The organism is Pseudomonas meliae (genome assembly GCF_001400515.1).
Lineage (GTDB): Bacteria > Pseudomonadota > Gammaproteobacteria > Pseudomonadales > Pseudomonadaceae > Aquipseudomonas > Aquipseudomonas amygdali.
Genome location: NZ_LJQT01000075.1, coordinates 7,648 through 15,653, shown reverse-complemented (window position 1 = coordinate 15,653; position 8,006 = coordinate 7,648). Strand labels below are relative to the sequence as shown.

General features: G+C 59.8%; 7 protein-coding genes. 4 read left to right on the top strand and 3 right to left on the bottom strand.

Annotation, left to right across the window (positions count from 1 at the left end; translation table 11 throughout):
* Window positions 1–98: 98 nt before the first annotated feature.
* Genes rsmD through ALO64_RS03465 form a run of 3 tightly spaced genes read right to left on the bottom strand, consistent with a single transcriptional unit; the run spans window position 99 to window position 3,531 of the window.
* Window positions 99–689, bottom strand: coding sequence for a 16S rRNA (guanine(966)-N(2))-methyltransferase RsmD (gene rsmD / locus ALO64_RS03475; RefSeq protein ID WP_003316320.1), 591 nt, complete (start codon window positions 687–689; stop codon window positions 99–101).
* Window positions 689–2,182, bottom strand: a complete 1,494-nt coding sequence (locus tag ALO64_RS03470) for a M16 family metallopeptidase (RefSeq protein WP_002555634.1) — start codon at window positions 2,180–2,182, stop codon at window positions 689–691. The genes rsmD and ALO64_RS03470 overlap by 1 nt, the downstream gene beginning before the upstream one ends.
* Window positions 2,179–3,531, bottom strand: coding sequence for a M16 family metallopeptidase (locus ALO64_RS03465; RefSeq protein WP_044344096.1), 1,353 nt, complete (start codon window positions 3,529–3,531; stop codon window positions 2,179–2,181). The genes ALO64_RS03470 and ALO64_RS03465 overlap by 4 nt, the downstream gene beginning before the upstream one ends.
* Window positions 3,532–3,787: 256 nt before the next feature.
* Here ALO64_RS03465 and ftsY point away from each other — a divergent pair, with 256 nt between their 5' ends.
* From ftsY to rpoH, 4 genes are all read left to right on the top strand, one after another.
* On the top strand, window positions 3,788–5,296 hold the full coding sequence (gene ftsY / locus ALO64_RS03460; RefSeq protein WP_044344097.1) for a signal recognition particle-docking protein FtsY: 1,509 nt from the start codon (window positions 3,788–3,790) through the stop codon (window positions 5,294–5,296).
* Entirely contained in the window at window positions 5,293–5,964 is a 672-nt protein-coding gene (gene ftsE / locus ALO64_RS03455; RefSeq protein ID WP_044344098.1) for a cell division ATP-binding protein FtsE, read from the top strand. The genes ftsY and ftsE overlap by 4 nt, the downstream gene beginning before the upstream one ends.
* Window positions 5,961–6,995: a permease-like cell division protein FtsX gene (gene ftsX / locus ALO64_RS03450; RefSeq protein WP_005735026.1), complete on the top strand. Its 1,035-nt coding sequence runs from the start codon at window positions 5,961–5,963 to the stop codon at window positions 6,993–6,995. Before ftsE ends, ftsX begins: the two co-directional genes overlap by 4 nt.
* A 118-nt stretch (window positions 6,996–7,113) precedes the next feature.
* Window positions 7,114–7,968 (top strand): RNA polymerase sigma factor RpoH, encoded by an 855-nt coding sequence (rpoH, locus tag ALO64_RS03445; RefSeq protein ID WP_002555629.1) that lies wholly within the window; start codon window positions 7,114–7,116, stop codon window positions 7,966–7,968.
* The last annotated feature ends 38 nt before the right edge of the window (window positions 7,969–8,006 follow it).

The following is an 8,006-nucleotide window of genomic DNA, read 5'->3' as shown; positions in this document are numbered from 1 at the left end:
TCCAGCGTGGGAATGCCTTTCATGACGCTATGCGTCGTCAACAGGACGCGGAACGTTCAGAGCTGCATGCCAAACGCGGAGCATTGGTTCGTGAGCTGTCAGCCCTGGCCCCGCTGCCACAACGCGTAATACACCTGACCAGCCTTTTTCTCGCGGTGCAATCGCCAGCTTCCCGGCAAGCCGGTGGTCGATGGCGGGGTTTCGCTTTCGGTGTAGATCCAGGCAGTGTCGGCCAGCCAGCCGTGGCTTTCCAGCAGGTTGCAGGCTGAAGCCAGCAGGCCTTGATGGAAGGGCGGGTCGAGGAACACCACGTCAAAGGGCGATGCCGTGGCTGTTTCCAGATGGCGCAGGGCGTCGGTCTGGGAGACCTGGCCGCTGGTGCAGTTCAGTGCGTTGAGGTTCTGGCGCAGGCTGGCGATGGCTGCCGCGTTGCTGTCCAGCGCCAGGCCCATGCTGGCGCCACGGGACAGGGCTTCGAAATACAGTGCGCCGCTGCCAGTGAAAACGTCCAGCACCCTGGCACCAGCGATGTAGGGCGCCAGCCAGTTGAACAGGGTTTCGCGCACGCGATCAGGCGTCGGGCGCAGGCCGGGGGCGTCGGGGAAGGTCAGGCGACGGCTGCCCCATTCTCCGCCGATGATACGAAGCTGACCCAGGCCGTTGTGGCCCTTCGGACGTGGATTGGCCATCAGTGTTCCGGGACCCCTACAGGTTGGCGAGTGGGTTTGTCGGTCGGTGCCGGCAGTGGCTTTTGCTCGACGGTCGGGCCAACGGTAACAATGACCATCTTGTCGGCGCTCAGGTGCTTGCTCATCGCAGCTTTCACCTGTTCGACGGTCACGCTCTGGGCGGCGGCCATGTAGTCCTCAAGGTAGGTCAGCGGCAGGTTGTAGAAGCCGATTGCACCTAGCTGACCCACGATGGCCGAATTGCTGGCTGCGGTGAGCGGGAAGCTGCCGGTCAGTTCGCGTTTCACATCGTCGACTTCTTTCTGGGTCGGGCCGTTGGCGAGGAAGTCGCGAACGATGTCCTGCACCAGCTTGAGGGTGTTTTCGCTCATTTCCGCACGCGTTTGCAGGCCGATCATGAACGGTCCGGCAACCTGCATGGCGGTGAAGCCTGACGACACACCGTAGGTCAGGCCGCGTTTTTCCCGCACTTCGGTCATCAGTCGACTGCCAAAGCCGCCACCACCCAGTACCGAGTTACCCACGGTCAGCGCCGCGTAATCCGGGTCGTTACGGTCGATGCCCAGTTGCGCGAGCATCAGGTGGGTCTGGTTGGACGCGAATTCGATATGCGTGGTGCCTGCCTTCGGTTCAACCGGATCGGCGACCTTCGCCAGCGCCGGGCCTTTGGGCAGCGAGGCGGAAACCTGCGCCGCGACGGCTTGCGCTTCGTCTCGCGACAGATCGCCTACCAGAGCAATCACCGCGTTGCCTGCCGCATAGCCTTTGGCGTGGAAAGCCTTGAGCTGAGCCAGGGTAATGGCATTGATGCTTTTTGCGTCGCCTTCGCTCGGGTGAGCGTAGGGATGGTCGCCGTAGAGACGGTTGAACAGTTCCTTGCTGGCGATAGCGCCGGGGTTCTGTTTCTGAGTCTCGAAGCTGGCGATCAACTGGTTTTTGATACGGGCCAGAGAGTCGGCAGGGAAGGTGGGCTTGCCCACGACTTCGCTGAACAGCTTCAGTGCCGGGTCGCGCTTGTCGGCAGCACTCAGGCTGCGCAAGGACGTGACCGCCATGTCACGGTAGGAACCGTTGCTGAAATCCGCTCCCAGGCCTTCGAAGCCCTGAGCGATGGCATTGACGTCCTTGCCTTTGACGCCCTCGTTGAGCATGGCGTTGGTCAACAGGGCAATGCCGGGCGATTTCTGGTCCTGGCTGCTGCCTGCGGCGAATGTCAGGCGCATGTCGAACATCGGCAATTCGCGTGATTCCACGAACAGCACCCTGGCACCCTCGGCGGTATTCCAGGTTTGTATGTTCAGGGCACGACGGGCCGGCGCCTTGCCGTCCAGTTCCTTGAGGGTTTGCAGGTTGCTGCCCAGTGCAGGAGTGGTCTGGCCCTGCTCGGCAGGGGCGGCGTTGTCTGCCACGGCTGGCAATGCGACAAAGGTGCCGAGTGAACCGGCCAGGATCAGGCCAAGCAGCGCATGACGTGGAGCGTTGCGCGTGATCATTTGGCTTTCTCCTCAGGCAGAACGTGCGCAACGCTGAGGCGCTCACGGGTGAAATAGGTATTGGCTGCTTTCTGGATGTCTTGCGGGGTCACGCTTTGCAGCGCCTCCAGTTCATTGTCTATCAGCTTCCAGGACAGACCGACGGTTTCAAGCTCGCCGATCATGGTCGCCTGGCTGGTAATCGAGTCGCGTTCATAGACCACGCCCGCAATGACCTGAGCCCGAACGCGCTCCAGTTCTTCGGCCGACGGTGCCTTGGTTTTCAGCTCGTCGAGCAGACGCCAGATGCCGGCTTCCACATCGGTCAGGGTCTTTTTCTTTTGCAGGTTGGGTGTAGCGCTGATCATGAACAGGCTGTCGCCGCGAGCAAATGCGTCGTAGCGCGACGATGCGCCGGAGACCAGTTCTTCGCCACGTTCCAGGCGTGAGGAAATGCGTGCGCTGTAACCACCGTCGAGCAGTGCCGCAATCAGGCGCAGGGCATTCGCCGAACGTGGGTCTTCAGCGGTCGCAACGCTTGGCACGTTGAAGCCGTAAATCAGGCTCGGCAACTGGGTTTTGACGTGCAGAGTGATCTTGCGCTCGCCCGGCTCGGCCAGTTCCAGCGGTTTTTTCGAGGGCGGCACGTCGCGGCGCGGGATCGGCCCGAAGAAACGCTCTGCCAGGGCTTTGACCTCGTCCGGCTGCACATCGCCAACCACCACCAGCGTGGCGTTGTTCGGCGCATACCAGGATTCGTACCAGTGGCGCAGCTCTTCAACCTTCATGCGCTCCAGGTCCGCCATCCAGCCAATGGTCGGCGTGTGATAGCCGCTTGCAGGGTAGGCCGTCGCCTTGAAGCGTTCGAATGCCTTGCCCATCGGCTTGTCATCGGTGCGCAGGCGACGCTCTTCCTTGATGACTTCGATCTCGCGGCTGAATTCGTCGGCGGGCAATTTCAGGGTTGCCATGCGATCGGCTTCCAGTTCCAGCGCTACGCTCAGACGATCGCGGGCCAGGACCTGATAGTAGGCGGTATAGTCATCGCTGGTGAACGCATTCTCTTCAGCGCCCAGATCGCGCAGAATCAGCGAGGATTCACCCGGTCCGGTCTTGCTGCTGCCCTTGAACATCATGTGCTCAAGCGCATGGGACAGGCCGGTCTGGCCCGGCGTTTCGTAGCTGGAGCCGACCTTGTACCAGATCTGGGAAACCACCACCGGAGCGCGGTGGTCTTCGCGGACGACAACTTTCAGGCCATTGTCCAGGGTAAATTCATGGGTCGGTTGCGAATCAGCAGCCAATGCTGTCAAGGGCAGACAAATAGTGCTGAGCAGCAGGCCTGCGGCGCGGCGGGCTAGAGCATTCATTCGTAGTTTGAACCTGTAGGACGGCCCGCGTGAACTTAGCGTCGGCGGGCGCGGGGGTGTTAGGATACTGATCCATTTGCTTCAGAGACAGCCTTCACTGGTCGATTGCGAGTGAAACCTGTCTGAAACGCAGGTAAAGGTAGCGCTTCAAGCGGCCGTTGAGTGAACAAGAAGTCCTAAACGCAGTCTGTTTTGCATGTCAGAATTTTTCCGGGTCGCCCTCTGGCGCCCCGCAACCTTGAGATAGCCGTCCTCCATGTTTGGTTCCAACGACGACAAGAAGACCCCAGCCGAGGCTGGAGAGAAGAAAGGCCTGTTCGGATGGCTGCGCAAGAAACCGCAGCAAGCCGAGCCAGCGCCACAAGAATCATCCCCGACGCAACCCGATCCGGTCCACGACCCGGTTGTGACCACGCCGCAGGTTGAGCCTGCTGTTGCTTCGCAATCTGTACCCGAGAGCATCGTCGAGCCGGTTGCGAATTCGCAGCAAGGCCATGTCAAGCCAGGTGCGCCGTCGCCTCAGCCGTGGCTGACCTTGCCGGTAACCGAGGAGCCAGTGGCACTGAGTGACGAGCGCGAGCCGCACATCACCCCGCCAATTCCAGAGCAAAGTCAGGCTCATGCCATGCCCGAGCCGGTCGCAGCGCAACCTGTGGCTGATATCGTGCCGCTGAGTGCTCCCGAGCCGCTACTGGTTCAGCCTGTTCCAGAACCAGAACCAGAACCAGAACCAGAACCCGTCGTAGCGCAGGCTGTGCCACAACCGGTAGCGCCTGTTCCGCAAGTGGTTCCTGCTCTGGCCCCTGCTCCGGTACAAGAGCCCGAAACCGGCAAGGTCGGCTTCTTTGCTCGCCTGAAGCAGGGCCTGTCGAAGACCAGTGCCAGCATCGGCGAAGGCATGGCCAGCCTGTTTCTGGGCAAGAAGGCCATCGATGATGATCTGCTGGAAGAAATCGAAACCCGTCTGCTGACCGCCGATGTCGGCGTTGAAGCCACCTCAGTCATCATCAAGAGCCTGACCCAGAAGGTCGCGCGCAAGCAGTTGACCGACGCCCAAGCGTTGTACACCTCGTTGCAGGGCGAACTGGCTGCGATGCTCAAGCCTGTCGAGCAGCCCTTGGTGATCAAGGCCGAGCACAAGCCGTTCGTGATTCTGGTGGTCGGCGTCAATGGCGCGGGCAAGACCACCACCATCGGCAAGCTGGCCAAGAAGCTGCAACTGGAAGGCAAGAAGGTCATGCTGGCCGCGGGCGACACGTTCCGCGCTGCAGCCGTCGAGCAATTGCAGGTCTGGGGTGAGCGTAATCACATACCGGTCATCGCTCAGCACACCGGTGCCGATTCCGCCTCGGTGATTTTCGATGCCGTGCAGGCCGCCAAGGCCCGTGGCATTGATGTGTTGATCGCCGACACCGCCGGTCGCCTGCACACCAAGGACAACCTGATGGAGGAGCTGAAGAAGGTTCGCCGCGTGATCGGCAAGCTGGACGCAGATGCTCCTCACGAAGTCCTGCTGGTCCTCGATGCGGGCACCGGGCAGAACGCTATCAATCAGGCCAAACAATTCAACCAGACGGTTACGTTGACCGGGCTGGCGCTTACCAAGCTGGATGGCACAGCCAAAGGCGGCGTGATTTTCGCCCTGGCCAAGCAGTTCGGCTTGCCGATTCGCTATATCGGTGTCGGTGAAGGTATCGATGACTTGCGTACCTTCGAGGCCGAACCCTTTGTTCAGGCACTGTTTGCGGAGCGGGAGCGTCCATGATTCGATTCGAGCAGGTCGGTAAGCGCTACCCGAATGGACATGTCGGGTTGCATGAACTGAGCTTTCGAGTACGTCGCGGCGAGTTTTTGTTTGTCACTGGTCATTCCGGTGCCGGCAAAAGCACGCTGTTACGCCTGTTGCTGGCCATGGAGCGTCCAACTACCGGCAAACTGATGCTTGCCGGCCAGGACCTTGGGCAGATCAGCAACGCACAGATCCCGTTTCTGCGTCGTCAGATCGGCGTGGTGTTCCAGAATCACCAGTTGCTGTTCGATCGCACGGTGTTCAACAACATCGCGTTACCCTTGCAGATCCTCGGTCTGTCCAAGCCCGAGATTGCCAAACGGGTCGATTCGGCCCTTGAGCGTGTGGCGTTGTCCGATAAGGCCGAGCTGTACCCCGGCGACCTGTCCACCGGTCAGCAACAGCGTGTCGGGATTGCTCGCGCCATTGTCCATCGCCCGGCCTTGCTGCTGGCCGATGAACCGACCGGTAACCTCGACCCACGTCTGGCGGCGGAAATCATGGGCGTGTTTGAAGATATCAACCGACTGGGGACCAGCGTGCTGATCGCCAGTCACGACCTTGCATTGATTGCCCGCATGCGCCATCGCATGTTGACCCTGCAACGCGGTCGTTTGATCGGTGACGGGGACGCCGGAGTATGAGTGCTACACGCAGCCCCAAGGTTTCCGAACGCGTTGCGCCCAAGGCCGCCGATCCAGTGCCGCCGAAAAAGAAAAAGCAGCGTCACGACCATGATGATGACGGCCCGGATTTCAGTGCGTTGTTGTCGGCGTGGCTGGAAAGCCATCGCTCCAGTCTGCTGGACAGCCTGCGACGTCTGGGAAAACAACCGATTGGCAGTTTCTTTACCTGTCTGGTGATGGCGATTGCCTTGAGCTTGCCGATGGGACTGTCATTGCTACTGAGCAATGTCGAGCGTCTGGGTGGTTCATGGCAGCGTGCGGCGCAGATTTCCATCTACCTGAAGCTGGATGCCAATACTGCTGATGGCACTCGCTTGCGCGATGAAATCAAGTCGATGCCCGGTGTGGCAGATGCCGAGTACATCAGCAGCGAGCAGGCATTGGGTGAATTCAAGCAACAGTCCGGTCTGGGCGAGGCGCTCAAGGAATTGCCAGAGAACCCGCTTCCAGGCGTGGTGTTGGTAACGCCGGATGAAGTGGACAAACCTGCGCTGGAAGCCTTGCGCACGCGGTTGGCAGAACTGCCTAAAGTCGAGCAGGCGCAACTGGATCTGGTCTGGGTCGAAAGGCTGGCCGCGATCCTCAAGCTGGGTGACCGATTCGTTTTCGGCTTGACGGTTTTGCTTGTCTCAGCTTTGCTGTTAGTAATTGGTAACACAATTCGTCTACATATTGAAAACCGCCGTATCGAAATCGAAGTTATCAAGCTGGTGGGCGGTACTGACAGCTACGTGCGCAGACCCTTCCTTTATATGGGCGCGCTGTACGGTTTCGGGGCAGGTATCCTGTCCTGGGGCGTTCTGGCTTATGGCCTGAACTGGCTGAACGGTGCGGTCGTCGGGCTGGCAGGTCTCTATGGAAGCGACTTTGCGCTGGCAGGTGTTCCGATGGGTGATGGTCTTTCGCTCTTGCTTGGAGCGGTTCTGTTAGGGTATATCGGTGCCTGGATTGCGGTCGCTCGTCACTTGCGTGAGCTGGCGCCCCGTTAGAGGCAAATTTTTCGTTCACCAGACTGGCTTCTGAAAATCAAGGAACTTGGTTAGCGGTTCCGGGTCAATCTGGCTATTGCTGAACTGCACATAACCTGTGCGCTGGAGGTTTTTTCGTATGACCACTTCTTTGCAACCTGCTTATGCTTTAGTCCCGGGTGCGAACCTTGAGGCCTATGTGCACACGGTCAACAGCATTCCCTTGCTGACGCCCGAGCAGGAGCGTGAACTGGCTGAAAGTCTCTACTATGAGCAGGATCTGGACGCGGCCCGACAAATGGTCCTCGCCCACCTGCGCTTCGTCGTGCACATCGCTCGCAGTTATTCGGGTTACGGTCTGGCTCAGGCTGACCTGATTCAGGAAGGTAACGTTGGTCTGATGAAGGCCGTGAAGCGTTTCAACCCCGAAATGGGCGTGCGTCTGGTGTCCTTTGCCGTGCACTGGATCAAGGCCGAAATTCACGAGTTCATCCTGCGTAACTGGCGCATCGTCAAGGTCGCCACCACCAAGGCGCAGCGCAAGCTGTTCTTCAACCTGCGCAGCCAGAAGAAGCGTCTGGCTTGGCTGAACAACGACGAGGTGCATCGCGTCGCTGAAAGCCTTGGCGTCGAGCCGCGTGAAGTCCGTGAAATGGAAAGCCGTCTGACGGGCCATGACATGGCCTTTGACCCGGCAGCCGAAGCGGATGACGACAGTGCGTTTCAGTCACCAGCCAATTATCTGGAAGACCACCGTTACGACCCGGCGCGTCAACTGGAAGATTCCGACTGGACTGACAACTCCACCGCCAACCTGCATCAGGCGCTGGACGTGCTGGACGAACGCAGCCGCGACATCCTCTACCAGCGCTGGCTGGCAGAAGAAAAAGCCACGCTGCACGACCTGGCGCAGAAGTACAACGTCTCCGCCGAGCGTATTCGTCAGCTGGAAAAAAGCGCGATGAACAAGCTCAAGACGTCGATAGCTGCGTAAGGCTACCCGGTGACGAAAAAACGCCCCGAGATGATCCT

Coding starts and splice junctions, on each gene's coding strand:
- ftsX (WP_005735026.1), top strand. CDS start 5,961: ATGAGTGCTACACGCAGCCCCAAGGTTTCCGAACGCGTTGCGCCCAAG.
- ALO64_RS03470 (WP_002555634.1), bottom strand. CDS start 2,182: ATGATCACGCGCAACGCTCCACGTCATGCGCTGCTTGGCCTGATCCTG.
- rsmD (WP_003316320.1), bottom strand. CDS start 689: ATGGCCAATCCACGTCCGAAGGGCCACAACGGCCTGGGTCAGCTTCGT.
- ALO64_RS03465 (WP_044344096.1), bottom strand. CDS start 3,531: ATGAATGCTCTAGCCCGCCGCGCCGCAGGCCTGCTGCTCAGCACTATT.
- rpoH (WP_002555629.1), top strand. CDS start 7,114: ATGACCACTTCTTTGCAACCTGCTTATGCTTTAGTCCCGGGTGCGAAC.
- ftsY (WP_044344097.1), top strand. CDS start 3,788: ATGTTTGGTTCCAACGACGACAAGAAGACCCCAGCCGAGGCTGGAGAG.
- ftsE (WP_044344098.1), top strand. CDS start 5,293: ATGATTCGATTCGAGCAGGTCGGTAAGCGCTACCCGAATGGACATGTC.